Genomic DNA, 24,531 nt, shown 5'->3' on the forward strand with positions numbered 1-24,531 from the left:
GATTGAAAAACAGTAAACCTGAAATTCTAACCTAATTTTGAAAGGGTAGGGGCCGTCGTTAAAAGACAGCCCTTTTCATCCGGGTTTATTTGCCTTTAGCGGCGAGATACAGAGGCATGACTTTAGGGATCAGTGCTTGCAAGTCTTTAATCCGGTTTTCGCTGGAGGGGTGGGTGCTCAAGAATTCCGGCGGCGCCTCTTTGCTGGCAGCCATCATTTTTTTCCATAGAGTGACTGCGGCTTCCGGGTTATAGCCAGCACGTGCCGCCAGTTCCAGTCCCATCCGGTCCGCTTCACGTTCCTGTTCGCGGCCATTTGGCAAAGAGAAGAACAACTGGCTGCCCATGTTGGCACCTTGTGCTGCCATGTTGCCAGCCGTGCCACCAATATACGCAGCTAGCGCCTGTAAACCGAATTGTTGAACATAGGCTTGCGACATGCGTTCACGGCCATGCTCACGCAAGGCATGGGAAATTTCGTGGCCGATCACCGCAGCTAATTCATCATCGGTCGCATTGAGTTTTTCTGCCAGGCCGGAAAACACCATGATTTTGCCACCAGGCATGCAGTAGGCATTCAGCTGCTCATTTTTCTCTACATTCACTTCCCATTTCCATTTGGTGGCATCTGGCCTAAATACGCCCACCTGGGCGATGAGCCGTTGGGAAATCGTGTTCACGCGATTTAACAAGGCCTTGTCTGCGTTAAGGGTGTGGTTCTTTTGCGCATCTTGCAGGGTTTGTGTATACGATTGCGCAGACATTTTATCGACGGTCGCTGACGGCAGCAGCAAGAGCTGGCTACGTTGTACGCCGGAGACGCTATTGTTGGTGGTGCTGGCGCAGGCTGAGAGCAAGGCGCACAGGCAAGCGATGCTAAGCGTTTTTAACCTAGGGGTTTTGATAGTAGGCATGTGTTTCTCCTCTTCAGTCATGGTCACTTGTTGCAGTGACTATTTATTTTTATCAACATTCCATTCACTTGGTAAGGTGATCTGTCTTGCCATGGCGTGGTTGATACCGTGTGGTGCTGATCGCTCAATGTTTTATTCCAAATGCAGGCGGTTATTAAGTATAGGTAATTTTGGTTAAATTTTTACTTGTGAACCTAGTTCTACCACGCGGTTAGGCGGTAGCTTAAACTGGTTGGTAATCGACTCTGCGGTTCTAAACAGGCCAATAAAGATTTTTTTGCGCCAAAATGCCATGCCGGGCTTGTCTGATGCCAGCAGGATTTCCTTGCCGATAAAGAACGAGGTGTCCATGGTATCCAGCGTGAGGCCAAACGGTTCAGTCAGTGCCAGGTCCCGTGGCAAGTCAGGTTCGTCCATGTAGCCGTAACGCAAGGTCACGCGGTAAAAGCCGTAGGGCAGAACCTCCATCGAAGCACGCTCTTCTATGGTGGTATAGGGGTAATCGACAAAACGCACCGTCAGAATGACGACTTTGTCATGCAGTACCTTGTTATGTTTGAGGTTGTGCAGCAAGGCATGTGGCACGCCATCCGGGTTGGGCGTCATAAACACGCCAGCCCCATTGACGCGGGCAGGCGGATGCGCACCGATGGCTTGTACGAAAGGCACCAGTTCCATCGATTCGGATTTCAGGATTTGGTAGAGCAGTCTGCGGCCGGTTTTCCAGGTACGCATCAATGTGAAGATGATGAGGCCGATCAGTAAAGGCACCCAGCCACCATCCGGGATTTTGAGAATATTGGCCGCAAAGAACGATAGGTCAATTACCAGAAAGAGCGAAATCAGGCTGGCAGTTTTGAGTTTGCTCCAGCCCCACAGGTGGTGGAATACCACAGCCGCCAGCAAGGTAGTGATCACCATATCGCCGGTGACGGCAATCCCATAGGCTGCTGCCAGGTCGCCAGAGCTGCCAAAAATCAGCACCAGGCCCATGACGGCTACCATCAGACCCCAGTTGACGCGAGGCATGTAAACTTGGCCTTCAGTTTGTTCTGAGGTATGCGAGACATGCATGCGCGGAATAAAGCCCAATTGCAAGGCCTGGCGCGAGACTGAAAACGCGCCGGTAATCACAGCCTGGGAGGCAATTACGGTCGCCAGCGTGGCCAAGATAATCAGCGGGAACAAGGCCCAGTCTGGCGCCAGGTGATAAAACGGGTTTTGGATGGACTCTGGCTCAGCCAGGATGAGCGCACCTTGTCCAAAGTAGTTGCAAATCAGGGCAGGCAGCACGAATAAAAACCAGGCGAGGCGGATCGGCTTGCGGCCAAAGTGACCCATGTCAGCGTACAGGGCTTCGGCCCCGGTCACGGCCAGAACCACCGCCCCCAGCGCGATAAATGCAATTTTTGGCTGGGTGGCAAAAAACTGATAAGCATAGTAGGGGCTTAAAGCCTTGAGAATTTCGGGGTGATGACTGATATTGAGGATGCCCAAAATGCCTAATACAGTGAACCAGGTCAGCATGATAGGACCAAAAAAGGCACCGACGACGGCGGTGCCTTTGCTTTGAGCCCAGAACAATACAAACAGTACGCACAAGGTAATGGGGACGATCCAGCTGTCCAGTTGCGGTGCCGCAACTTCCAGGCCTTCTACCGCTGACAGGACGGAAATGGCAGGGGTAATCATGCCGTCGGCATAAAACATGCAGGCCCCGATAATGCCCAGCAGCATGATGCGCTTGCGCTGGTCGGGTTCGCCGCCGGCATAACGGCTGGCCAAAGACAGCATGGCCATAATGCCGCCTTCTCCACGGTTGTCTGCCCGCATGATAAACGCGACATATTTGAACGACACAATCAGCAGCAGTGCCCAGGTAATCAGCGACAAAATGCCATAGACATTGGCCTGCGTCAGCAACAGCGGGTGATGCCCGACTGCAAAAACTTCTTTCATGGTGTATAGCGGGCTGGTGCCAATATCACCGAAAACGACACCTAGCGCGGCGAGAGCCATGGTATGGAGCGCCGTTTGCTGATTTTTTGTATGGTCCATTGTGTGAACAGCTAAAGACAAACGATTATTATCGGGTAATTTTAGAGCTTCACCAAAGATTTTGACGCAAATTATCTTGAAGACGCAAATGCATGTGGACGATTACACAAAAGTGGAAGGTTTAATCGGGGATGATGTGTGTCACCACGACCTGCGCCTGACCTCGATGTAAGGTCACCTGCAATGACTCTTGCGGTATGAGGTCTTTGCTGGCAGTGACCGCGCGGCCGTCTGCCTGTTGCACAATGGCATAGCCGCGCGCGAGGACCTGGTGCGGGTTAAGTTGCTGCAGGCTGGCGGAGAGGTATTGCAATTTGCGGCGCTGGGTTTGCAATCCTTGCTGCATCGCCAGTTGTAACCTGTGTTGCCATTGCTGCAGGTCACGGCGCTGTTGTTGCAGATGCTGTGCAGGTGAGATCAGGCGTCTGGACAAATAGTCCAGCGTCTGGCTGTGCTGGCGCAGGCCGGATTGCATCGCCCGCGCCAGCCTCGATTGCAGTTGCCGGAGTTGGTCAAGCAATTGTGCCTGGTCCGGGCAAGCCAGCTCTGCCGCAGCTGTCGGCGTGGCTGCGCGTAAATCGGCGACAAAATCAGCAATGGTGAAATCTGTTTCATGGCCTACGCCACTAATGGTTGGCAGGCGGCAGGCAGCAATGGCACGCGCGACGACTTCTTCATTAAATGACCATAAATCCTCTATGCTGCCACCCCCGCGGCAAATCAGCAGCGTATCGACCTCTTGCCGCTGGTCCGCCAGCTGAATGGCTTGCGCAATCAGTTCAGCCGCTCCTTTGCCTTGTACCGGAGTGGGGTAAATGATGACAGACATGGCTGGTGATCGCCGGCTGATAGCTGTCAGCACATCGCGCAAGGCGGCGGCATCCGGTGAAGTCACGACCCCAATGCGTTGTGGATTGGCCGGAATGGCTTTTTTACGCTCGGCGTCGAACAGGCCTTCGTTTTGTAAACGCTGCTTGAGTTGCTCATAGGCTTCATACAATTTGCCCAGGCCTGCGGGTTGCATAAATTCTACCGTGAGTTGCACATCGCCTCTGGCTTCATACAAGGTGATGGTGGCCCGCGCCTCAATCAGGTCGCCTTCACGCGGCATCATACCCAACACGCTATTGCGTCCCTTGAACATCACACAACGGATTTGTGCCCGCTCATCCTTGAGTGAAAAATACCAGTGACCACTGGCCGCACGCGTGAAGTTAGAGATTTCCCCCGAAATCCAAAACAGCGGAAAGCTGGTTTCCAGCAACTCTTTGGTGAGTCTGGTGAGGTCGCTGACACTCAAGATTTGTTTGAATGATGTCGATAAATAGCTAGCCATAGTTGCGCATTATCGCCCAGGCCCGCCAGGTCTGGCTATGTGTTTACTACGCACGCTCTGCAAAAAATCGGGCACTTTTAGCACATCAGCGCGTCTTGATCATTGGGCAATGTGGCAATCGTGGGCGATCCGCAGCACTCTTTAACGGCCTTTAGGACGGTATGCGATTGAAAAAATATTTCATTTGTAAACAATCTTTTGCGGTGTTTTATTACTTGTTTATTGGCTGGCTTGGGCTAGGCATGGTCACTTGGGTACATGCCGAAGAACGGGGGCAGTCCGACGAGATGCTGCACGCTGACGAGCCTTCTGACAGAACGCCGCCTCAAACGGAGCTTGCCACTGCAGCACCAGATGATCCGGCCATTGCGCGCTATAAACGTGAGCAGGCTGTGATGCAGAATGACGCTTACAAGCAATTCATTAAATTACAGGTTAGTCTGGCCGCAGGGACAAAAAACGCGCTGGGTATCCATAGTTATGCCGAAGCCCATACCCATTATTGCGCATTGGCTGCAGAATCACGGGATCCTGATGCACAATTTGCCATGGGCTGGTTTTACAGCTTGGGCAAAGGTGTGGAAGTTAATCATGATATTGCTGCACGTTTCTTTAGCCTGGCTGCCATTCAAGGGCACCGGGATGCCCGGGTCTGGTTAGACCAGGAGCCTGGTGATGCCTCGCAAGCTAAATTGCCTGCTTGTATGCAGAATCAGGGGCAATCAGCCGCCGAAGTCTTATTCCGCAAACGTGGGCCGGTTTATGCCCTGGTAAAAAAACATGCACCTGCTTATGGGGTGGATATTGAGCTGGCGATGGCTGTGATTGCGGTGGAGTCTGGTTTTAACCCCCAAGCCACTTCACGCAAAAAAGCGCAGGGCCTGATGCAGTTGCTGCCGGAAACGCAGGCCAGGTTCCATGTCAAAGATGCCTATGATCCCGAGCAGAATATCAAGGGCGGCTTGTCCTATCTGCGTTGGCTGATCAAGTATTTTGATGGCGACGTCGAGCGTGTGGTCGCGGCATACAATGCCGGCGAGCATGCGGTCGCCAGGCACCAGGGCATCCCGCCTTATCCCGAAACGCGTGACTATGTGAAACGGGTGGCGCGCTACTATAAAAAGAAACATCACGAAATCAGGCAGGCCTCTGCGATGGGCAATGCGCAAAACGTAGCCTCTAGTTCATAAATATAGAGAGGTTGAGCGGGCAACTCTTCTGGGGTAAGCCTAACCAAGCCAGTAGATGGCTATGAGTCAGACTGCGATCAAACAGGGAACGATCTTCTCTCCGGCTGCCTCTTATCTCCGTTATCCATTACAATTTGGGTTTGATTTAGGTTGGATTGGCTTAGGAGAGGCAGTATGGGAGCATGGTTTAAAGGGCGCGGCGGCTATTTAGTAGGTTTTTTGGCTGGATTTGGCATCGTTGCACTCGCTTTATATATTCAAGTACAAAACCAGTTAGAACCTTGCCCTTTGTGCATCTCGCAACGCATCATTTTCATGAGTCTGGGCGCGCTGTTTTTGCTGCATGCTTTCGTCTCTCCCCAGTCTTGGCTACATGGACTGCTGGCGCTGATTGAAGTGCTGACTGCGTTGGGTGGGGCCGGTGTGGCGATCCGACATTGGTGGTTGCAGGCGCACAAAGAGGAAATCATCGCCGATTGTGGTGTCGGCTTTGATTATATGTTTGAAAACTTCCCGTTGAAAAAAGCGCTGACACTGGTGTTTCGTGGCACAGGGGATTGCGCGGCGATTGACTGGACCTTCCTGGGCTTGACGCTGCCGCAACTGGGCCTGATCAGTTTTATTCTGTTTGCAGGTTATGCTGGCTGGCTATATCGTAGCCGTCGCGCTGGATAGCAAAGGTTTCAACTTCAACCTCGGGCATGCTCTCATCGAGCATGGCCGCCTGTTTTTCAATCGCTTCATGCCAGGCTTTAAAATGGGATTCGCAAGACTGCTCTGCTTGCTGTGATAGGCTATCTGCCGCCACATTCGCCGCTTTCAACCTGGCTGTTTCACGTTTGAGACAACCCAAGTACTTAGCCTTGGCATATATTTCTTCTGTTTGCAGGCTGGCAATAGCCTGGTCTGCCTGGTTTAACGACTGGCAAAGCGGGATAGGCTCACTTGGGATGGTCCAAGGCTTGCCTGAGCTTTTTTGCATGTGAATCACGCTGGCAATATCGCGGCCACGCTGGTTAATCCAGTACTCCAGAATCTCGTTGCCACAGCGTTCATCCTGGCAGCGCATCACCCTTTTCAATAACCAGGCAGCCTGCTTGGTCATGCGTTCATCGGAAATACCACAGTTATGAATCACATCATGGGAGCGGGATAGGTAAAGTTTGTAATTGGCGCGCCAGTTGGCATGGCTGGCACAGGCTACTTTGTAGAGTGGGTTCGAGACACTACACTGGTCTTGCTGCATGCTTTGCAAGCGTTCTGGGGCCCGGTTCCCAGTTAAGCGGCATACCAGCGAAATTGCCTGGCCATAAGCTTGTGTCACCCCCCAAAACGACAGTCTGGCAGAGGCATAGTCCGGCCGCTGTTTGAGGCTGGCATCGTTTTTCCAGTCCAGGGTTTCTGAGGACAGGCTTGATTTATGAAAGACGATTTCGCGTTCAACCTCCATCGAGAACTCACTGCAAGAGGCCTGCACTGCTTTGGTGGTCAACGTATCGTCATGATCGTCTGCCCGCAGTTTGAAAAAGATCATGTCTTCTTGTTGGCCGACTTGCATAGAATCTAAATCAACCGAGACGGTCAGGAATTTTTCTCGTCCTTGCACCGTATGCCATTGCTCGGCATGCAGGGGCAGGCTGATCACCCAGCTCAATATCAGAATAAGGGCGGTGGGCAGCGTGTTTCTAAAAGACATAAATGGGGAAGGAATCAATAATAAAAGACTAACGGCGGGCATTGTAAAGCTTATTCCGAGCCATAGATAGCCACCTGGTTACGGCCTGCTTGCTTGGCCTGGTACAGCGCCTGGTCTGCCCGATGCAGCAATTGCGGTAAGCTGTCTTCGAGATGCAGCATGGCTACGCCGCAACTGATACTGATATTGCCGATTGGCGGTAAGGGTTTGTTGTTGAGCTGCTGCCTGATTTTTTCTGCCAGTTGTGTCGCCTGTTTGAGGGTGATGCGCGGGGCATAAATCAACATTTCATCGCCTCCCCAGCGTACGGCAATATCGGAAATACGCGTATTTTTCTTGATGCATTGCGCCACCATCTTGATGACCTGGTCACCGAGCAGATGGCCATGGGTATCGTTGATGGATTTAAACCGGTCAATATCTATCAAGATCAGGGCATCTGAAAATTTTCTGCCTACTTTGGGTGTATGTTGGGTAAATACTGCCTCAAAATAATGGCGGTTACTGAGCCCCGTCAAATGATCGGTACTAGACAGCGTTTTCAAATTTTCTTTTTCAATTTCGAGGGCGGTATTGGCCGCGGCCAGTTGTTCTGTACGCTGTTTAACCAAGGCTTCGAGATCGGTATTTAACGCTTTCAAGTGATTGGTCTGGCTCTCACGCAGGCACTCATAATTGCGGATAATGAAAAATTGGGCCAGCAAATAAAAACATAAACTCAGGATATCAAGATGGCTATACTCAGAGAGGAACCATTGGGTCGAATGATTGCCAATGACAAGCAATAGCAAAATAGCCAGCATGTAGTAACCCATTTGCCGGCCTTTAAGATAAAACGCACCGGCCAGGATCAGCAACAGTAGGCCACTGCGCGTACTGTTGCCATGTGCCAGCAGGTAGACGGTAATAAATTGCACAAAGCACAGCCACAGGGCGATGCTAGATATAAACTCGATATTTTTTTTATCCCGGTGCAAGGCCCATAACAAGCCAAAGGCAATCAGCGAAAATGCAATATCAACTTTGCCGATGAATGGATGTACATTCCAGCGGATAACGCCCATGGTGAACGACACCACGCCGGAAAAGGTGAATACGTTATTGAGAAAAATGATTTTGTAACGCAGATTATCTGCATCGCTCAGCGCTGGAAACCGCTTGATCGGGCGCATTATCATGACAAGCACTTGGCTAAACCACTTCTTCACCATCCGGTATCCTAGGCAATAATTGTTTTTGCGTTGCGATGAGATTATGTAAAATTGGGACTTCGCTGGGTGGTATTCACACTCGCAATTGATTTTACATATATTAAGCTGTGGCGGGTAACCGTTAGCAAGCACATTCACAAATTTTTATGTTTCGGCCAGATGCAAGTCCGTGCCAAAACAAAGTATCGGTCCCTATGAAACCTTACCTGACCCTGGACAATTTTGTTGGCAACACTCCGCTGGTGGCTTTGCAGCGCATGAACCCGAATCCGAGCAACACGATTTTGCTCAAGCTGGAGGGCAATAACCCTGCTGGCTCGGTCAAGGATAGGCCTGCTTACAGCATGATTCTGCGCGCAGAACAGCGCGGGCAAATCAAACCTGGGGATACCCTGATTGAAGCCACCAGTGGCAATACAGGGATTGCGCTAGCCATGGTGGCCGCCATGCGGGGCTATAAAATGGTGTTAGTGATGCCGGAGAACCAATCTGTCGAACGTCGCCAGAGCATGAAGGCTTATGGCGCTGAGCTGGTATTGACTCCCAAAGACGGCAGTATGGAGCTGGCGCGTGATGTCGCGTTGAAATTGCAAGCCGAAGGCGAGGGGATTGTCCTCGACCAATTTGGCAATCTGGATAATCCGCAAGCGCACTATGAAGGGACGGGGCCTGAAATCTGGCGCGATACGGATGGTGCGGTGACGCATTTCGTTTCCAGCATGGGCACCACTGGCACCATCATGGGCACCTCACGCTACCTCAAGGAACAGAATCCTGCCATTCAAATCGTTGGTGTCCAGCCCGAAGACGGTGCACAGATTCCCGGGATCCGTAAATGGCCAGAAGAATATCTGCCTAAAATTTATGATGCCAAGCGCGTAGACCAGTTGCGTTATGTGAGCCAAAAACATGCTGAAGATACCACGCGCAAACTGGCGACCAAAGAAGGGATTTTTGCCGGTATCTCCAGTGGCGGTGCTTTGTATACAGCCATGCAGCTCTCCAAGGAAGTGAATAATGCCGTGATCGTAACGATTGTTTGTGACCGCGGCGACCGCTATTTGTCTACAGGGGTGTTCCCCGGTTGATGCGCATATGGGCGCTAGTACTGTGTGCCTGGTCATTGCCACTCGCGGCGATGACCGAAATCAGCCTTAGCGCAGACAGTATTCAAGGCGGGTTCTTTCAACTCGACCAACCACACGCTGTTGTCAAATTGCAGCGCAATCAGCAAGTGCAAGTACATGCAAAGCGTTTGCAAGTGGGCAGTGCCAGTATCGACAATCCCGATATGATGCTGGATATCGGCACGCATCCTAGCCTGCTGATCACCTCAGAACAGTTAAAAATGCCTGCTTACCAGGTACGCCGGCCACGCATTTACCTGGATTACGCCGCTCAACGCCGCCACCCGGTCATGCGTGTGGATGCCGAAGTCAAAGCTTTGCAAGATGATGTGTGGGGCAAGTTTCATGTCCATTGCCAACTCCCATCGCAAGCCAGCCAGGAAACCTGGCAATGTGACGATGGCTTGTATCAGGATGTGCGTTCAAATATCCCGTTTCATTTGACGGTAAAACCGACTTGGCATGCTGCATCGGAGGCACAAGTTACCCGCGGCCTGGAAATGCAACTGGCGGTGAAGGAGGCCAAATTTAGTGATGCTTCAGGCTTGCACGCAGGAGAAAGACTGACAGGGGTAATGAATCTTGCTGCACATGAAGCAAGCGATGGCTGGCGTTGGCAAGGTGTCTTTGAATGGCAAACGGGAGAGTTATTCTGGCAGCCCTTTTATTTTGCCGAGGGAAATAAGCGTTTTGAAATCCGAGGGCGTTACCAATCGCCTGTGGTGGATATTGAGCAGGCAACATTGTCTTTGCCAGAGGTAGGCACCTTGCAGAGCCAGAGCCGCTTTAATCTGGACACGCAAACCTTCGAACGTTTAAAACTGCAGGCAAAAGCGGTGGATTTTAAAGGCCTTTACCAGGCGTTTATCCAGCCCTTGTTGCCGGATTCTGTGTTTGGCCATCTCAACGTGGAGGGAAAAGCGGATTGGTTGTTTGAGGCGAAAGACATGCACCCCGTCAAGTTTCAACTGGATATTGCGGATGCCAGTGTCGAAGATCAACTGGGCAAGTTTGGGTTTTCGCATCTGAATGCGCATATTCCCTGGGATTACGAACAACCGCAACAAATCAGTATGGGGTATCAATCCGGGCATGTGCTCAAGATCCCGCTGGGTAAAACCCAATGGCAGGCTGACGTCGACCGGTTTTCTATTACAACGCCACAGTTAAGCCTGCCTGTGCTGGATGGTGCCTTAATTTTTGAGGATGTCTCTGCCGCCTGGGTACAACAGAGCATGGTCTGGCATCTGAAAATGGACATGCAGCCGATCGGTATGGCCAGTTTTAGCCAGGCCCTCGGCTGGCCGGCCATGCGCGGGCAGATCAACGGGCAGATTCCACTCGTGACTTATGCTAACCATGTCTTGCGGATGCAGGGGGAGATGTATTTCAGCTTGTTTAAAGGGCAGGTGGGCTTGTCCGAGCTGGTGGTGGATGACCCCTTGGGCAATGTCCCCAGGTTACATGCAAATCTGCGTATGCGTGAGATTGATATGGGTGAAATGACGCGTACATTTAACTTTGGGTCGATTACCGGCAAGCTGGAGGGCGATATTCAGCATTTGCGCTTGCAAAACTGGAAGCCCGTGTACATGGATGCCCATGTCCAAACGGCAGAAGGTCCTTTTGAGAAAAAAGTGTCGCAACGGGCAGTGGAAAACATCACAGCTTTGGGCGGCGAGGGAACGGCTGCCGCCCTGCAACGCACCTTTTTACGGTTTTTCAAGGAGTTTGGATATGAAAAAATCGGGCTGCGCTGTGAGTTGCGCGGTGATATTTGTAAAATGAGTGGTGTTGAGCCAATTGCAGGTGGATTTGTCATCGTCAAAGGGGAGGGCATCCCCTCGGTCAATGTTAATGGCTATACTGAATATGTCAGTTGGAAGGATATGTTGGCCCGAATGCGGCGTATCACCGATAGCAATAGCAAAATGATCGTCAAATAGAAACGCTTTACGAAAGGATCTCTCGGGATGCTTGCAGTCATAACAAAATGTGCTGACCCGCGCAGCTTCGTCATGGCAGGAGGGATCACCTGTCTTGCCCTCACACTCAGTGCCTGTGTCACCATTAACATTTATTTTCCAGCCGCGGCAGCCGAAAAAGCCGCCGATAAAGTGATTGATGAGGTCTGGCAACTGCCGGCTGGCCAAGCAGCGCCGCCTACTCCAGCCATGCCTAACAGTCCCGCTACCACTCAAACACCGGAACCCCAGCCTGCCGAGGAGTTGAAGCCATGATGAATCATCACCCTACATTAAAAGGCTATGGCTGGTTAGTCCGATTGTTATTGGCAGTGATGCTACTTCTGGTCGAATGGCCAGTGGCGATGGCAGCGGTCGATATGGATGTGAACACACCTGCGCTGGCCGCCATTAAAGCCAGTATGCAAGCGCGGCATCCGCAATTATTGCCTTACTATCAAGCGGGTGCCATCGGCTTCACGGCTGAAGGCTTTGTCGCTATCAGAGAGGCCAGTGGTATCCCGCTCTCACAACGTAACCTAGTCACCGGGTTAGTCAATCAGGAGAATAGCGACCGCACACAGTTATACCAAAGCATCGCTGCAGCAAATGGTCACCCGGAGTGGGCTGGCGAGATACAAAGGACATTTGCCCAGCGTTGGATGGATAAAGCGCAAGCGGGCTGGTTTGTCCAAAAAGAAGGGCAGTGGGTCAGGAAGTAAGCGATCTGCATTAAGTAAAAAAGCCGGAATGCATGACTACATTTCGGCTTTTTATTTTCCTTTGCCAAGCGATTTAGCCGCCTGCAAACCGAGGCTTAAAAATGATATTGGAACCCCAGAGACAACAGGTTCATGTGTGAGTCACTGTCGCCAGCCATTCTGCCATAGTAGGCATAGGTCGCTTTAATATCGACGACTTGATTGACCGGGTACTTATAGCCAAAACCAGCCACATAGCCCCATCCTTTATCGTTGACAGAACCACTTCCTACGGTGTTACCCGCTGATGCGCGAATACGTGCATCTAATTCTGAGTAGATTGCCCCCGCTTTAACGAAAAAATTGGGAAACTGGCTTGGACTAAACAAGCCGGATAGCTCGACGCCTTTTGCATCATATTTGATGCTTGCTGATCTGATGTTATCAGAGGCATCAATTTTTTCTTTGGTGGTCTTGAAGTATGCCAGTTCCAAGGAAAGATTTTCGTTGACGCTATAGCCGGCAAAGATTCGCCCTGCGCCTGCATTTCTATCCTGTTTTACAGATGGTGTTGTACCAAACTCATCCGCCCACGCTTCTTTGAAGTCACGTGTTTGATTTTGTAAGCGAAGATAAGCAACATCTAACCCAAAATAGAATGGTGTTTGTTGTAAGTTATGCTGGCTTTCTGGTTCAGCTGCATAAACACTACTAGCGGCTGAAATCAGCATGAATCCCAAGGTGGAGGTGGATAGAAGTTTCATAGAATTGCCTTTACGGTCTGATTGAGTGATGAGTTTTTATGACTCTAGCATGAAAAGTTAAATTTGGTAACTTTTAGTATGACTATGTTTGCTGGTAGGGATTGTCATAAAAATTTCATCCATGCCATAGAGGCGCGAAGTGACAGCATGGTGCATAAAAGCGGCATCATTGCCAAAAAAACTGGATAAATGATTGCCATAGATGGTCACTCTTGACCGCTGACGCTTTGCAATGGCATGGCATGGTTTTAATCGCGATTTTTTGGGGTAATCGAAATAAAATGCCCGCATGCGCTCAATCAAATCAATTGCTTAAGGCGATCAGCAGGCAAAAGAATGCATCACTTTTTGTCTTAAAATGAACATTTCTTTGCCAACCTTTCTCTCATCTATATCCTGAATAAACAGGGAAAAGCCATTGATTTCAGTTTCAGGCATGTTCATTGCATACAATTAAAGTGCGTGTCCCAATGAAAGGAGTCTGTTGTGCCAACTAATCTTTTCGTTCTACCCCGTCTCGGTGAAAGCATTCATCAACAAGACCTGGGGATTTACTATATCCTGAATCATCACACGGGAAGGGTGCGATCATTAATCCAATTGGCGCGCGAAAACGTGCATTGGTATTTAATGCAATTGCAGCCGATTGCAGATGGACTGGATTACCGCTGGTCTGTCTTGTCTCGTGAGCAGGATTGCGCGCTCAAGGCCGCTACCGACAAACAGATCGCGCACTATTTTTCCAAGCCTGAATACACGGAGCCCTCAGGTGCCTGGCAAGTCATGCGCAATGCCCACTTTGGTTTTGGAAAATTCACGCCCATGGCTGCGCCGAATGAAGTGAGCTACGCCATTCTGACCTTTGACGGCGAAGAAATGCAAACGCCTATCCGGTTACATAAAGCGCCTGCAGAGTGGTTAGAGGAAGATTCTGAGACGGATATTATGCAACTGGAATTCGCATAACCTGCCTTTAATAAAGGTAGGGTTTGAATGGGGAGCTTGATTCTAAATCAGCTGAATCAAGCGGCAACTACCACCGTTAGCAGGCGATACACAGTGGTAGTTGGGTGATCAAGCGTTGCCGTCTAGGCCTTAAGCCTCGGTGCTGACGACATTGCCCGCCGGCCCCCGGTTTTGCATATTGCTGGATAAAGCCTGCAAGAAGCCTGTGAGGTTGGCATTGCTGCTACTGCCTCCCAGTGCGCTGACCAAAGACTGGAAACTGCTTTCCAACGCATTGTTCTGGCTGGTGGATGTAGAAGTCGTGCTGCCACTGGCAGTGGTATTGTTAGCGTCGCTGCTGGTACTTAACGAGCTAATCAAGCTTTGTAATTTGGCTTCCATATCTTGTTTGCCATGTCCGCCATGATGATGGTGTACGCCTTCTGTTTTCGTGCTGCCAGTGTTGGTTTTGTCAGTACTCTCTGTTGTATTTTCGGTGTTGTTTCCATTATTGGTGCTCGATGTCCCTTGTGATTGCAGGGCTCCCATCAGGTTTTGTAAAAAACTGCTTAATGCTGCATTCGCGTCTGTACTGTTAGCGGTGGTGTTATCCGCGTCAGTGCTGTCAGAACTGGTACTTGAACTGCTTGCCCCCTGATTGCCGAAGATGGAATCCAGGCCGCCTGAAATCCCCGCGCTTTTCAGGGCTGAGTCTATCGCCCCCAAAAGACCGCCACCCTGCTTGCCTGGTCCATCGCCATCTGGTGGAGGAGGGGGCGCTTGCATGCCGTTGCGCTGACCGACTTGCGACATTGATTGAAGATAATTATTACTGCCGATTGAACTGATAGATGTCATGATGAGTACTCCGTAAGTGTTTTAAAGGTTCAGGGCTGAGGCGGTTGCTCCCTGGCAATGCCTTTGTTAACTGAACACAGACAGCGTAATATGCCAAGTACATTTCTGATGGGCTAAAAAAACACAAAAAACCCTTATAAATCATATATTTAAATGTATCAAATGATACAAGTGTGGGTTGTTTGTATCATTTGATACAAATGCAGGCTGTTTTGTACAAAACCAATACATGGATTGCTGCCACCGCGGGCGCTGTGCTATTTTAAAAACGAATTTTTAACGGGAAGTCCCATGCTTAGTTTGGTTTTTGATATTGAAACGATTCCTGATGTTGCCGGAATCCGCCAGTTACATGACTTGCCAGGCCATTTGACCGATGAAGAGGTGGCGAATATCGCTTTTCACCAACGGCGTCAGCACAATGGGACCGAGTTTCTGCCGCATCATTTACAGCGCGTATGCGCGATTTCGTGTGCTTTGCGTGAGGGGAGCCAGTTTCGCGTCTGGACATTAGGCGATGAGCAGTCCAGCGAAGCGGAAATGATCCAGCGTTTTTTTGATGGCATCGAAAAATATACCCCCAACCTTGTCAGCTGGAATGGCAGCGGTTTTGACTTGCCGGTGCTGCATTACCGGGCGATGGTGCATGGTATCGCCGCACCACGGTATTGGGATCTGGGGGAAGACGACAAGGATTTTAAATGGAATAACTACATTAGCCGTTACCACATGCGTCATCTGGATTTGATGGATGTGCTGGCCATGTATAGCGGACGAGCCAATGCGCCATTAGATGAAATGGCACAACTTTGCGGCTTTCCGGGCAAACTGGGGATGGATGGCAGCAAGGTTTGGCAAGCCTATCTCAAGGGGGAAATCAAGGCGATCCGCGATTATTGCGAAACCGATGTCGCCAATACGCATCTGGTTTACCTGCGGTTTTTAAAAATGCGCGGGCATTTGAATGAGGCCAGCTACCAGTCTGAAATTCAACTGGTGCGTGAGACCTTAGCCGGTTACGCGGGTGAGCACTGGCAACAATTTATGGCGGCCTGGGACTAAGAGCCGCACTATTTTGGCATGTGAAATAAACCAAACGTATTTAAACCACAGCCATCTTAAACAGCAGCCATCAAGGACCAGGCCTGACTAAAGCAAATCTGGTTAACAGACCTGGCAACAGAGTGTGTTACCGAATGTGATGTGATGTGAAGTTAAGGGGATTCTGTGGTGGTCGCATCCGCAGGGGCATCCTCCGATATCGGTTCAACCGTATCTTCATCGATTTTGTTTTTCCAGTTAAGAATAATGCGCTGGGTTTTTTTGGCGTCGTGCACAAAACGGTAACGTTGCTCGCTGCCAAGGTAGCTGGCAACCGCCTGGTATTTTCCGCTCGGTAAGTTAAGTAATACTCTGGGCGCAGCATGGGCAAGCTCAAATACCGGCTGGTTTTTAGTATCCAGAATTGCCAGCTGGATATCATCGATGACCCGTCCGGCCTTGCCTTCAGAAAACAAAAAATAAAGGTTGAACTGTTTTTTGAAGGCTTCCATAGCCTCCACTTCTTCGGAACCTATGCCGCCTGTCACAAACTGCACGCCATGCACGTCTTCTTTAATAGCAACTTCATCGGCGTGGCAAGCACCTGTGGCGGATAGCGAGAGACTGATAGAAAGTAAAAGACAATATTTCTTTAACATCACGGACTCCTCTTGTTTTGATCGATTCCAGATTTTCCACGAGACGGTTTTCAATGACCTTGATCAACGTCAATTTGTTCAGTCTGCCTCTTTCTGAGATAAATTTCCAGTCTAAAGCGTGACGATGCAGGTGCTCACGAACGATGCTTCAATCTGCCCAGTGTTACCATTTCAAGTCCTAATAGGCTGTCTGTGCCAAATCATAAAGCGTCAACTATCAAGCGCGCAAACCAGCAGCGATAGTCTGCCCAAATCGGGTAAAATAGCAGGTTATGAGAAATAGCCGTCAACGATCATCCAACCTGTCTCCAGCCGCCAAGGCAGAGCAGATTCCCCGTCATGCCAGCATTGAATCCCTAGACCAGGAAGGACGTGGCGTTGCCCATGTCGATGGTAAGGTGATTTTTATAGAAGGTGCCTTGCCGTTTGAAGAGGTCATGTTTGTTTCGCATCATGTCAAATCGACCTATGAGCTGGCAACCACTACTGCGGTGCTCAAACCCTCGAGTCAGCGCGTGACGCCTGGCTGTGCTTATTTTGGCATCTGCGGCGGCTGCGCCATGCAGCACCTGGAGTTTTCAGCACAAGTGGCTGCCAAGCAGCGCATGTTGGAAAACGATTTATGGCACATTGGCCGCGTCAAGCCTGCCAAAATTTTGCCGCCGATCCAGGGTACGCCTTGGCATTACCGTCATAAGGCACGCTTGCGTGTGCGTTATGTTGAGAAAAAGGGCGGTGTGCTGGTCGGGTTTAATGAAAAAGGCAGTAGCTACGTCACGTTTATGGATAGCTGTGAGGTGCTGACCAAACCAGTCTCTGACTTGATCGTGCCCTTGAAAGCCTTGATTGGCCAGCTTTCAGTCAAACAGTCCCTGCCGCAGATTGAGCTGGCGGTGGGCGAAGATGCGACGGTATTGGTGCTGCGTATTCTTGAGGCGCTGACCGAGGCTGATATTGCCTTGCTCAAAACCTTTGAGGAGGCACACGGCGTACAAATGTGGACGCAAACCAAAGGTCCCGATACCGTCAAGCCGCTATTCGACCATGGCGATAAACTGCATTACAGTTTGCCTGAATTTGGCTTGGCGTATCCTTTTAATCCTACCGAATTTACCCAGGTGAACCCGGCCATTAACCGTGTCATGATCCGTCGTGCCATGCAGTTATTGCAGCCGCAGGCGGGTGAGCGTATTGCCGACTTTTTCTGTGGTCTGGGTAACTTTACCTTGCCGATTGCCCGCAGTGGGGCCAGTGTTTACGGCGTAGAAGGTTCACAGGCGCTGGTAAAACGCGCGATTGAAAATGCTGGCCTCAATGGCGTCAGCAATGTCGAGTTTGCAGAGTCCGACCTGTTTGACATGACGGCAGAGTCTTTGTTGGCCTTGGGCAGCTTTGATAAGTGGTTGATTGATCCACCGCGCGATGGCGCAATCGAGCTGATCAAGGCCTTGCCTGACGCTGAGGATCCCAATGACAGTCATGCGCCCTCGCGTATTGTTTACGTCTCTTGTAATCCTTCCACACTGGCACGCGACGCGGCCATTCTGACCCAGGTAAAAGGCTACCGATTAGAGGCGGCGGGGGTCATGAATATGTTCCCGCATACCGCACACGTTGAATCGATTGCCGTGTTTGAAAAGGGTTGATGTGCTAGCAGTTGCTCGGCGCTGGTTTAGGCTGGCGCGTTTTCTTGGTGTGTTTGCCGTCAGTACCGTGTTGGTAGCATGTCATTCTGGCCATGCCCCGAATACGCTGGTGTTTGCGGTGGCACAGGCGCCACTTAATCTAGATCCACGCTATGCCACCGATGCCGCTTCAGAGCGCGTCAACCGGCTGATTTATCAACGGCTGGTTGAATTTGATACCGCTTCGCACGAAGTGGCCGGTTTGGCTTCCTGGCAACAAATAGATGCACTGCATTACCGGTTTCATTTGCTGCGCGCCCCGAAATTTCATGATGGCCAGCCCCTGACTGCAACAGATGTGAAAGCCACTTACGAGAGTTTGCTCACGCTCAAAGATTCGCCACACACCGCTGAATTCAGGCATATTCGCCAAATCAGTACCCCTGACGCAAAAACGATTGATTTTACGCTGGCACATGCAGACCCGCATTTTGCGGCAAGATTGATTGTCGGCATTCTGCCTGCACGCCTGATTGCAGCGTCACATGATTTCAGCCATGCACCTGTCGGTAGTGGGCCATTTAAATTCGACGACTGGGCATCTTCGCTGGTGCTGGAGCGTTTGGGGGATGGGCTCAGGGTTCGCTTTGAGGAGGTTAAAGACCCGAATGTGCGCGTGCTCAAACTCAAACGTGGTGAGGCCGATTTGATTCAGGGCGATTTGCCGCCGGAGCTGGTGAAGTACTTGCAGACACAACCTAACATCACGGTGGATACCGTGGTAGGGGCGAATTATTCTTATCTGGGCATCAATAACCAGGCAGATTTTTTAAAGGATGTACGCGTTCGCCAGGCCATTGCGCACGCGATTGATAGCCAAGCGATTATCGATAAAGTCATGGTCAGCCATAGCCGCCAGGCGAATGCAATCTTGCCGCCAGAACATTATGCCGGGAATGCGCAATTGCAGCCATACGCATATGATCCGGCGCTGGCACGGCAGTTATTGCAAGCCGCGGGCGTCAAATTGCCGCTGACGCTCATTTATAAAACCAGTACAGACCCGCAACGGGTGCGGTTGGCGACCATTTTGCAGGCACAGATGCAAGCGGCAGGCATAGATTTGCAAATCAAAAGCCTGGATTGGGGCACTTTTTTTGCGGATGTGCAAAAAGGGAATTTTCAGCTTTATGGCTTAACTTGGGTGGGCATTAAAACGCCGGAAATCTACAGCAAAGTATTTGCCTCGCAAAACGTGCCGCCTACCGGATTTAACCGCGGCCGTTACCAGGATGCTGAGCTTGACGCATTGCTGGAGAAAGAGGATTGGCCAGCCGTGACAAGACGGATACATCAGCAACTGCCAGTGATTCCGCTATGGTATGAGGGGCAGTTTGCCGCTTATGGTGGTTCGATTAAACAGTATATTCCCGCAGCGGATGGTAACTGGGATGGTTTGACCAAAGTGGCCTTTCACGCGGTGCCACGCTAAAGCTTTACCTATTTTAAGCTTGGCACTTGATGCTGTGACCTTGGATACCAAGGTGCTTAGGTTCATGCTTGAGGGGGCGTAATTGAGGGCTGGTACTTTAGGCTTGTACACCAAACCAGTGGCCAATCAAAGCAGTTGATAGCATGGCCACTGCGCCCCAGATCACGACGCGTAACACGCTTTTGCTGACGCTGGCGCCACCGGTGCGGGCGGCGATGATGCCTAGCAGGGCTAAAAATGGCAAAGTGCTAACCATGAGCCAGGATTGTACTTGCGCATGCGGGGCAAGCAGGGTGGTCAGCAAGGGGAGCAGGGCGCCACTGGAGAAGGCCAGTGCAGAAGCCAGTGCTGCTTGTAAAGGCTGTGCCTGATTCATGTCGTGCAAGCCCAGTTCGTCGCGCGCATGGGCCGCCAAAGAATCATGTTGCGACAATGCCAGTGCCACTTGTTGTGCCAGGGCGGGCGAAAGTCCGCGCTGTATGTATATGCCCGAGAGTTCGCGCAATTCGCTTTCCGGGTTTTGCTTGAGTTCTTGTGCTTCCCTCGCAAGGTCGGCCTGTTCGATATCGGTTTGCGAGCTGACTGAAACATATTCACCTGCCGCCATGGACAAAGCCCCTGCGACCAGACCGGCCAACCCTGTCATGAGTAAGGCGTGCTGCTCTGTGCCGGCGGCGGCAACGCCCATTAACAGGCTGGCAGTGGAGATAATGCCGTCATTGGCGCCTAGTACGGCGGCACGTAGCCAGCCGCTGCGCTGTAGAAAATGTAATTCATGGTGTGACATGTCAGTACCTGCTGGATGGATGAATGTCGATCAGCCATTAATGGCGAATCAAGATTAAAAAGATTTTAATGTAATTCTTAATTGAGCAGATTGCGGTGGCGCAAATCTGCCATGAATTATCCTCAAATCGCTTAGAATAATAATTATGCATATTGATATTTCTATTCCAGCTCAACGTCTTACCTTATTGGATGAGCACGGCGAGCAGGTGCGGCAATACCTGGTTTCTACAGCTGCTAACGGTGTCGGCTGTGTGAAAAACAGCGGCTGTACGCCGCTGGGTATGCATATTATCCGGGCAAAAGTAGGTGAGGGTGAACCAGAAAACACGGTCTTCGTTGGACGGCGTCCTACTGGTGAGATTTTTACACCCGAATTAAAGTTGGCGTTTCCCGATCGGGACTGGATTTTAACCCGCATTTTGTGGCTCAGTGGCACTGAGCCAGGTAAAAACCGCTTGGGCAATGTTGATACCATGCAGCGCTACATCTATATCCATGGCACCCCAGATACAACTGAATTAGGCAAGCCAGGCTCACATGGCTGTGTCCGCATGCGTAATGCTGACTTGATTGAATTGTTTGATCTGGTGTCGGTTGGGACCACCGTGCATATCCACGAGGTGGATGATTAAGCGCGTCCTGACATTACTGCCGGTCGTCCTCGGGGTACTGTGCCTGACCTTTATGCTGATGCATCTGGTGCCAGGCGACCCGGTGGATGTCATGCTCGGTGAATCTGCCAGCGCGGCAGACCGGGAGGCCCTCAAACAACAGCTGGGCCTAGACTTGCCGCTATGGCAGCAACTATTTCACTATACCGCCCATCTCCTGCAGGGAGACTTTGGCGTCTCGATTCATACCCATACGGCGATTGCCGCTTTGTTGCAGCAGAGCTATCCGGCGACGTTGCTGCTGGCCCTCGCTGCCTTAGCGATCGGACTCACGGTGGGGGTACCGTTGGGGGTGTGGTCAGCCCTTAAGGCTGGGCATTGGCAGGATGTGATGATTACCTTATTGAGCATCCGCGTTGCCGCCATGCCCGCTTTTTGGCTGGGACCATTACTGATGCTTGTATTTGCTGTCTGGCTGGGCTGGCTCCCAGTGAGTGGCATGGACAGTGCTGCCAGCCTGGTCTTGCCTGCCCTGACATTGGGGCTAGGCTTGAGTGCTATTTTAACGCGCATGACCAGAACCAGCCTGCTGGAGGTTCTGCATGAAGACTATATCCGTACTGCGCGCGCCAAAGGCTTAAGCGAGCAACAAGTGATCCTTAAACATGCCCTGCGGGCCGCCTTGTTACCGCTGGTGACCATTGTTGGCCTGCAAATGGGCAGCCTCCTAGCCGGGGCGGTGATTACGGAAACCATTTTTGGCTGGAACGGGATAGGGCGCTTGCTGGTAGAAAGTATCGAAAAACGTGATTACCCGGTCACGCAAGCGTGTGTGCTGGTGATTGCATTGAGTTACGTGTTGATCAACCAGGCGACCGACCTGGCTTATCGCTGGCTGGATCCGCGTACGCGAGGCCGGGCATGAAGACCTTTTCTCTGTTGACCTTGGTATTTTGGTTGGTGGCTGTGCTGCTTGGTCACCTGACGGACTTGCGTCCCAATCAGATTGATTTGAATGCGATTTTGCAATGGCCGAGCATGCAACATTGGTTAGGAACGGATGATCTGGGTAGGGATATTCTGGCGCGCGTGTTGCATGGCATAGAAGTGTCCTTCATGGTCACGGTGATTGTGACAGCACTGACCATGGTGACTGGCCTGACCATAGGCCTGCTGGCCGGATATCATGGCGGCAAAGTGGATCAGCTACTCATGCAACTCACCAATATCTTTCTGGCGTTTCCTGGGATATTGCTGGCGATTGCGTTTGCCGCGGTATTGGGGGCCGGGCTTAATAACCTGATCCTGGCCTTGTGCCTGACTGGATGGGTCACTTATGCCAGATTGTCGCGCGGGCAAGCCATGGCGCTGCGCCAGCGCCTGCATGTGCTGGTGGCAGAGTCTTTAGGTGCCGGGGCATGGCGCATTATGTTGCGTCATATCCTGCCATTATTGCTGTCGATTTTAATGGTTGAGGCGGCCTACAGCATGGCCAGTGTCATGATCGCCGAAGCTTCATTGTCGTTTCTGGGCCTGGGCATACAGGCGCCAGAGGCCTCGTGGGGCGCCATGTTGCGTGATGGCGTGCGCTTTATGCTGGTGGCACCGCACTATGTGCTCGCGGTTGGCCTGTGCATGATGAGCCTGATTCTGGCCATTAACCTGGGCGGCGATGCGTTGCGGGATCAACTCGACGTGCGCCAGGGAGAACAAGCATGAAAAAACAATACCGTTATTACGACCTCATCATGGCTGCATTCGCGGTGGTGCTGGTCTGCTCCAACCTGATAGGCCCCGGCAAAATCACAGAAATACACCTGCCGCTGCTGGGGGCACTGACCTTTGGTGCAGGCATCATGTTTTTCCCCATCAGTTTTATTTTCGGCGATATCCTTACCGAGGTGTATGGCTATGCCGCCTCGCGTCGCGTGATCTGGACTGGCTTTATCTGCCTGGCTTTTGCCAGCCTGATGTCTTGGGTCATCGTCACCCTGCCACCAGCACCCGATTGGCATGACCAGGCGGCCTACCAATCGGTGTTTGGCTCCACGGCGCGGATTGCGTTGGCCTCGCTGGTCTCTTTTGCAGCTGGTGAGTTTGTCAATTCTTTCGTGCTCGCCAAAATGAAAATTCTCACGCGTGGCCGCTGGCTATGGAGCCGCACTATCGGTTCGACCATTTTTGGCGAGGCGGTAGATACGATGCTGTTTTTCCCATTAGCGTTTTACGGCTCAGGCGAATTTCCTGATGCCATGATGCCGCAAATCGTGCTGGCACAATTCACCGCGAAAGTACTGGTTGAGATTGCCTTTACGCCAGTGACTTACAAAATTGTCGCGTTTCTCAAGCAAGCAGAGAATGAAGACTATTACGATACAAAAACAGACTTTAACCCGTTTACACTGGAAACCAACCGATGACCGACAATACTATTCGCTGGAGTCATGCCGGCGAAACCCACCAGGCAGAATGGTTGACCAGCATACAGCCCAATCCGCCCAAATGGTTTGAAGTCATTGGTGACCAGACCAACGCCGATACAGCTTACCGTCTGGCCTCTGAGGGATGTGGCATGATTTACCAGGGGGATTTTCAGAACGCGCGGCAGTTGTTGCAAGCCTTGGCCAGACGCATAGACAAAAAGCCCCTTAAAGCTGCGTCGACCATGCTAGAGACTTTTCACCTGTATCGTGCCCGCCAAATCCAGCGCGCAAATATCCTGAATAAAGTCATTCTGCATCTAGCGCAAGGGCGTAGCTCACTCAAACGCGCCCCTGACGCCAGCGAGGCGCTGGCATGTGCCTTGGATAGTGCTGTACCCGCATCATTATTGATTCCCTTGCAAATGTTGCAAGGCATGGTGGGGGCCTACGAATGGCGCAAAAAAGGCGTAATGATCCCTGTGCTTGGTCAAAACATCTACCCGTATTACGGTGTGTATTCACCTGTGCGTGGTGAGTATTTGGAATTGATTGCGCAAGCGCCATTACAGGCTAAAACTGCAATGGATATCGGCACCGGTACGGGTGTCATTGCTGCCTTGCTGGCCAGGCGTGGCGTGCCCAATATCATCGCGACGGATAACCAGCCGCGCGCACTGGCTTGTGCACAAGATAACCTGCAACGCCTGGGCTTCGCCAATAGGGTCAAGGTGGTTGAGGCAGACTTATTTCCGCTCGCATCAACGGTTGATTTGATTGTTTGTAATCCGCCGTGGCTGCCTGCGAAAGCCAATGCACCCATTGAGCATGCCGTTTATGACCAGGACAGCCGTATGCTGAAAGCCTTTTTAGCTGGTGTAAAAGCACACCTGAATGTTAATGGCGAAGCTTGGTTGATTATGTCTGACCTGGCTGAACAGATTGGCTTGCGTAAACCCGGTGAACTGGCTGGCTGGATTGCGGATGCCGGGCTTGAGATTGTGCAACGGTTAGATACGCAACCCAAGCATGCCAAAGCACGGGATGAGCAAGATCCTTTGTTTGCTGCAAGATCAAAAGAAGCAACCAGCCTTTATCGTTTAAAATCACGTTAATTCAGAATCAAAGGAA

24 protein-coding genes are annotated in these 24,531 nt (G+C 51.2%); 15 read left to right on the top strand and 9 right to left on the bottom strand.

Annotated elements, in window-relative coordinates; translation table 11 throughout:
- Positions 1 to 85: 85 nt before the first annotated feature.
- From ACIDF8_RS03845 to xseA, 3 genes are all read right to left on the bottom strand, one after another.
- The gene (locus ACIDF8_RS03845; protein ID WP_412009276.1) at positions 86 to 913 is read right to left on the bottom strand and encodes a M48 family metallopeptidase; all 828 of its coding nucleotides are present in this window, start codon (positions 911 to 913) and stop codon (positions 86 to 88) included.
- 174 nt (positions 914 to 1,087) lie between these two features.
- The gene (locus ACIDF8_RS03850) at positions 1,088 to 2,971 is read right to left on the bottom strand and encodes a potassium transporter Kup (protein WP_412009277.1); all 1,884 of its coding nucleotides are present in this window, start codon (positions 2,969 to 2,971) and stop codon (positions 1,088 to 1,090) included.
- Between the two features lie 121 nt (positions 2,972 to 3,092).
- Positions 3,093 to 4,307 (bottom strand): exodeoxyribonuclease VII large subunit, encoded by a 1,215-nt coding sequence (xseA, locus tag ACIDF8_RS03855; protein WP_412009278.1) that lies wholly within the window; start codon positions 4,305 to 4,307, stop codon positions 3,093 to 3,095.
- A gap of 161 nt (positions 4,308 to 4,468) precedes the next feature.
- Between xseA and ACIDF8_RS03860 the strand changes: the two genes are divergently transcribed.
- Positions 4,469 to 5,497 (top strand): transglycosylase SLT domain-containing protein, encoded by a 1,029-nt coding sequence (locus ACIDF8_RS03860; RefSeq protein WP_412009279.1) that lies wholly within the window; start codon positions 4,469 to 4,471, stop codon positions 5,495 to 5,497.
- Positions 5,498 to 5,671: 174 nt separating this feature from the next.
- Positions 5,672 to 6,172 carry a disulfide bond formation protein B gene (locus ACIDF8_RS03865; protein WP_412009280.1) on the top strand — a complete coding sequence of 167 codons (501 nt, stop codon included), beginning with the start codon at positions 5,672 to 5,674 and terminating at the stop codon, positions 6,170 to 6,172.
- On the opposite strand, the gene ACIDF8_RS03870 is transcribed toward ACIDF8_RS03865, so the two are convergent.
- Positions 6,117 to 7,193 (bottom strand): hypothetical protein, encoded by a 1,077-nt coding sequence (locus ACIDF8_RS03870; RefSeq protein WP_412009281.1) that lies wholly within the window; start codon positions 7,191 to 7,193, stop codon positions 6,117 to 6,119. The genes ACIDF8_RS03865 and ACIDF8_RS03870 overlap by 56 nt on opposite strands.
- Before the next feature lie 50 nt (positions 7,194 to 7,243).
- Positions 7,244 to 8,371: a GGDEF domain-containing protein gene (locus tag ACIDF8_RS03875; RefSeq protein WP_412009282.1), complete on the bottom strand. Its 1,128-nt coding sequence runs from the start codon at positions 8,369 to 8,371 to the stop codon at positions 7,244 to 7,246.
- Between the two features lie 227 nt (positions 8,372 to 8,598).
- Between ACIDF8_RS03875 and cysM the strand changes: the two genes are divergently transcribed.
- From cysM to ACIDF8_RS03895, 4 genes are all read left to right on the top strand, one after another.
- A complete protein-coding gene (gene cysM, locus ACIDF8_RS03880) occupies positions 8,599 to 9,492 on the top strand; it encodes a cysteine synthase CysM (protein WP_412009283.1) in 894 nt (297 codons plus the stop codon).
- Positions 9,492 to 11,477, top strand: coding sequence for a hypothetical protein (locus ACIDF8_RS03885; protein ID WP_412009653.1), 1,986 nt, complete (start codon positions 9,492 to 9,494; stop codon positions 11,475 to 11,477). Before cysM ends, ACIDF8_RS03885 begins: the two co-directional genes overlap by 1 nt.
- A gap of 72 nt (positions 11,478 to 11,549) precedes the next feature.
- Positions 11,550 to 11,771: a hypothetical protein gene (locus tag ACIDF8_RS03890; protein ID WP_412009654.1), complete on the top strand. Its 222-nt coding sequence runs from the start codon at positions 11,550 to 11,552 to the stop codon at positions 11,769 to 11,771.
- A complete protein-coding gene (locus tag ACIDF8_RS03895) occupies positions 11,768 to 12,217 on the top strand; it encodes a YdbL family protein (protein ID WP_412009284.1) in 450 nt (149 codons plus the stop codon). Before ACIDF8_RS03890 ends, ACIDF8_RS03895 begins: the two co-directional genes overlap by 4 nt.
- Before the next feature lie 95 nt (positions 12,218 to 12,312).
- On the opposite strand, the gene ACIDF8_RS03900 is transcribed toward ACIDF8_RS03895, so the two are convergent.
- Complete coding sequence (locus ACIDF8_RS03900) at positions 12,313 to 12,960, bottom strand: outer membrane beta-barrel protein (RefSeq protein ID WP_412009285.1); 648 nt, start codon at positions 12,958 to 12,960, stop codon at positions 12,313 to 12,315.
- A 486-nt stretch (positions 12,961 to 13,446) separates the two neighbouring features.
- On the opposite strand from ACIDF8_RS03900, the gene ACIDF8_RS03905 reads away from it, so the two are divergent.
- Positions 13,447 to 13,926 carry a hypothetical protein gene (locus tag ACIDF8_RS03905; protein ID WP_412009286.1) on the top strand — a complete coding sequence of 160 codons (480 nt, stop codon included), beginning with the start codon at positions 13,447 to 13,449 and terminating at the stop codon, positions 13,924 to 13,926.
- A 129-nt stretch (positions 13,927 to 14,055) separates the two neighbouring features.
- On the opposite strand, the gene ACIDF8_RS03910 is transcribed toward ACIDF8_RS03905, so the two are convergent.
- Positions 14,056 to 14,763: a hypothetical protein gene (locus ACIDF8_RS03910; protein ID WP_412009287.1), complete on the bottom strand. Its 708-nt coding sequence runs from the start codon at positions 14,761 to 14,763 to the stop codon at positions 14,056 to 14,058.
- Between the two features lie 291 nt (positions 14,764 to 15,054).
- Here ACIDF8_RS03910 and ACIDF8_RS03915 point away from each other — a divergent pair, with 291 nt between their 5' ends.
- Positions 15,055 to 15,825, top strand: coding sequence for a 3'-5' exonuclease (locus ACIDF8_RS03915; protein ID WP_412009288.1), 771 nt, complete (start codon positions 15,055 to 15,057; stop codon positions 15,823 to 15,825).
- Between the two features lie 152 nt (positions 15,826 to 15,977).
- Here the strand turns inward: ACIDF8_RS03915 and ACIDF8_RS03920 are convergent, their stop codons facing one another.
- A complete protein-coding gene (locus ACIDF8_RS03920) occupies positions 15,978 to 16,463 on the bottom strand; it encodes a hypothetical protein (protein WP_412009289.1) in 486 nt (161 codons plus the stop codon).
- Positions 16,464 to 16,735: 272 nt separating this feature from the next.
- Here ACIDF8_RS03920 and rlmD point away from each other — a divergent pair, with 272 nt between their 5' ends.
- Positions 16,736 to 18,109, top strand: a complete 1,374-nt coding sequence (gene rlmD, locus ACIDF8_RS03925; RefSeq protein WP_412009290.1) for a 23S rRNA (uracil(1939)-C(5))-methyltransferase RlmD — start codon at positions 16,736 to 16,738, stop codon at positions 18,107 to 18,109.
- A 67-nt stretch (positions 18,110 to 18,176) separates the two neighbouring features.
- Positions 18,177 to 19,580 (top strand): ABC transporter substrate-binding protein, encoded by a 1,404-nt coding sequence (locus tag ACIDF8_RS03930; RefSeq protein ID WP_412009655.1) that lies wholly within the window; start codon positions 18,177 to 18,179, stop codon positions 19,578 to 19,580.
- A 97-nt stretch (positions 19,581 to 19,677) separates the two neighbouring features.
- On the opposite strand, the gene ACIDF8_RS03935 is transcribed toward ACIDF8_RS03930, so the two are convergent.
- Positions 19,678 to 20,367, bottom strand: a complete 690-nt coding sequence (locus ACIDF8_RS03935; protein ID WP_412009291.1) for a VIT1/CCC1 transporter family protein — start codon at positions 20,365 to 20,367, stop codon at positions 19,678 to 19,680.
- A 145-nt stretch (positions 20,368 to 20,512) separates the two neighbouring features.
- On the opposite strand from ACIDF8_RS03935, the gene ACIDF8_RS03940 reads away from it, so the two are divergent.
- The 5 genes from ACIDF8_RS03940 to ACIDF8_RS03960 are packed head-to-tail and all read left to right on the top strand — an operon-like array spanning position 20,513 to position 24,515.
- Complete coding sequence (locus tag ACIDF8_RS03940) at positions 20,513 to 21,001, top strand: L,D-transpeptidase family protein (protein WP_412009292.1); 489 nt, start codon at positions 20,513 to 20,515, stop codon at positions 20,999 to 21,001.
- Positions 20,994 to 21,905 (top strand): nickel ABC transporter permease, encoded by a 912-nt coding sequence (nikB, locus tag ACIDF8_RS03945; RefSeq protein WP_412009293.1) that lies wholly within the window; start codon positions 20,994 to 20,996, stop codon positions 21,903 to 21,905. The genes ACIDF8_RS03940 and nikB overlap by 8 nt, the downstream gene beginning before the upstream one ends.
- The gene (locus ACIDF8_RS03950; RefSeq protein WP_412009294.1) at positions 21,902 to 22,699 is read left to right on the top strand and encodes an ABC transporter permease; all 798 of its coding nucleotides are present in this window, start codon (positions 21,902 to 21,904) and stop codon (positions 22,697 to 22,699) included. Before nikB ends, ACIDF8_RS03950 begins: the two co-directional genes overlap by 4 nt.
- Complete coding sequence (locus ACIDF8_RS03955; protein ID WP_412009295.1) at positions 22,696 to 23,400, top strand: queuosine precursor transporter; 705 nt, start codon at positions 22,696 to 22,698, stop codon at positions 23,398 to 23,400. Before ACIDF8_RS03950 ends, ACIDF8_RS03955 begins: the two co-directional genes overlap by 4 nt.
- Complete coding sequence (locus ACIDF8_RS03960; RefSeq protein WP_412009296.1) at positions 23,397 to 24,515, top strand: methyltransferase; 1,119 nt, start codon at positions 23,397 to 23,399, stop codon at positions 24,513 to 24,515. The genes ACIDF8_RS03955 and ACIDF8_RS03960 overlap by 4 nt, the downstream gene beginning before the upstream one ends.
- Positions 24,516 to 24,531 lie beyond the last annotated feature (16 nt).

This window comes from Methylophilus sp. 3sh_L (assembly GCF_046766015.1).
Lineage (GTDB): Bacteria > Pseudomonadota > Gammaproteobacteria > Burkholderiales > Methylophilaceae > Methylophilus.

Coding starts and splice junctions, on each gene's coding strand:
- xseA (WP_412009278.1), bottom strand. CDS start 4,307: ATGGCTAGCTATTTATCGACATCATTCAAACAAATCTTGAGTGTCAGC.
- ACIDF8_RS03890 (WP_412009654.1), top strand. CDS start 11,550: ATGGCAGGAGGGATCACCTGTCTTGCCCTCACACTCAGTGCCTGTGTC.
- ACIDF8_RS03870 (WP_412009281.1), bottom strand. CDS start 7,193: ATGTCTTTTAGAAACACGCTGCCCACCGCCCTTATTCTGATATTGAGC.
- nikB (WP_412009293.1), top strand. CDS start 20,994: ATGATTAAGCGCGTCCTGACATTACTGCCGGTCGTCCTCGGGGTACTG.
- ACIDF8_RS03935 (WP_412009291.1), bottom strand. CDS start 20,367: ATGTCACACCATGAATTACATTTTCTACAGCGCAGCGGCTGGCTACGT.
- cysM (WP_412009283.1), top strand. CDS start 8,599: ATGAAACCTTACCTGACCCTGGACAATTTTGTTGGCAACACTCCGCTG.
- ACIDF8_RS03875 (WP_412009282.1), bottom strand. CDS start 8,371: ATGATAATGCGCCCGATCAAGCGGTTTCCAGCGCTGAGCGATGCAGAT.
- ACIDF8_RS03910 (WP_412009287.1), bottom strand. CDS start 14,763: ATGACATCTATCAGTTCAATCGGCAGTAATAATTATCTTCAATCAATG.
- rlmD (WP_412009290.1), top strand. CDS start 16,736: ATGAGAAATAGCCGTCAACGATCATCCAACCTGTCTCCAGCCGCCAAG.
- ACIDF8_RS03915 (WP_412009288.1), top strand. CDS start 15,055: ATGCTTAGTTTGGTTTTTGATATTGAAACGATTCCTGATGTTGCCGGA.
- ACIDF8_RS03895 (WP_412009284.1), top strand. CDS start 11,768: ATGATGAATCATCACCCTACATTAAAAGGCTATGGCTGGTTAGTCCGA.
- ACIDF8_RS03900 (WP_412009285.1), bottom strand. CDS start 12,960: ATGAAACTTCTATCCACCTCCACCTTGGGATTCATGCTGATTTCAGCC.
- ACIDF8_RS03940 (WP_412009292.1), top strand. CDS start 20,513: ATGCATATTGATATTTCTATTCCAGCTCAACGTCTTACCTTATTGGAT.
- ACIDF8_RS03960 (WP_412009296.1), top strand. CDS start 23,397: ATGACCGACAATACTATTCGCTGGAGTCATGCCGGCGAAACCCACCAG.
- ACIDF8_RS03850 (WP_412009277.1), bottom strand. CDS start 2,971: ATGGACCATACAAAAAATCAGCAAACGGCGCTCCATACCATGGCTCTC.
- ACIDF8_RS03845 (WP_412009276.1), bottom strand. CDS start 913: ATGCCTACTATCAAAACCCCTAGGTTAAAAACGCTTAGCATCGCTTGC.
- ACIDF8_RS03865 (WP_412009280.1), top strand. CDS start 5,672: ATGGGAGCATGGTTTAAAGGGCGCGGCGGCTATTTAGTAGGTTTTTTG.
- ACIDF8_RS03860 (WP_412009279.1), top strand. CDS start 4,469: ATGCGATTGAAAAAATATTTCATTTGTAAACAATCTTTTGCGGTGTTT.
- ACIDF8_RS03955 (WP_412009295.1), top strand. CDS start 22,696: ATGAAAAAACAATACCGTTATTACGACCTCATCATGGCTGCATTCGCG.
- ACIDF8_RS03950 (WP_412009294.1), top strand. CDS start 21,902: ATGAAGACCTTTTCTCTGTTGACCTTGGTATTTTGGTTGGTGGCTGTG.
- ACIDF8_RS03920 (WP_412009289.1), bottom strand. CDS start 16,463: ATGTTAAAGAAATATTGTCTTTTACTTTCTATCAGTCTCTCGCTATCC.
- ACIDF8_RS03885 (WP_412009653.1), top strand. CDS start 9,492: ATGCGCATATGGGCGCTAGTACTGTGTGCCTGGTCATTGCCACTCGCG.